Source organism: Streptomyces dysideae (assembly GCF_001514305.1).
GTDB lineage: Bacteria > Actinomycetota > Actinomycetes > Streptomycetales > Streptomycetaceae > Streptomyces > Streptomyces dysideae.
The window spans coordinates 2,598-3,195 of sequence record NZ_KQ949176.1 but is presented as its reverse complement, the minus strand read 5'-3'; the positions used below and the strand labels follow the sequence as shown (position 1 = coordinate 3,195).

General features: G+C 69.7%; 1 protein-coding gene. It reads right to left on the bottom strand.

The features are described 5' to 3' along the window. Window positions 1-598: sensor histidine kinase (locus AQJ91_RS48215; protein WP_199848230.1), on the bottom strand; the 598-nt coding region annotated here is incomplete at both ends.

The following is a 598-nucleotide window of genomic DNA, read 5'->3' as shown; positions in this document are numbered from 1 at the left end:
GCGAGCGGCACCCAGAACTCGACCGTGGTGCCGCTGCCCGGCTCGCTCTCGACGCGGCTCCAGCCTCCCGCCATCTGGGCGCGTTCGTGGATGAGGGTGAGGCCGAGGTGGCCGGGGCGGGACTCCACTTCCAGGGGGTCGTAGCCCACGCCGTCGTCGACGATGCGCATCAGGCAGCCGTCGTCGACGCCGAGCAGTTGCACGCGGACCATCTTGGCCCGGGCATGCTTGCGCACGTTCGTCAGGGCTTCCTGGGCGGTGCGGTAGACGAGCACCATGGTCTCGACGGGCAGCGCGGTCTGCAGCCGCTCCTCGAACCGGTACTGGACGCCGATCTCGGCGCGCATCCGCTCGAGGAAGGTCTGCAGGGCGGCGGCCAGGCTGCCGTGCTCCAGGCTGGCGGGCCGCAGATCGAAGATGAGCTGCCGCAGGCGGCTGAGCGAGAGTTTGAGGGTCTCGTCGAGCTTGTCCATCACCTGGACGTCCTTGGGGTCCGTCAGCCGTCTGCGCAGCTGCTGCAGGCGCAGGCCCGCGGCGGTGATGACCTGGATGGTGTCGTCGTGGATGTCGGCGGCGATACGCCTGCGTTCCTCCTCCT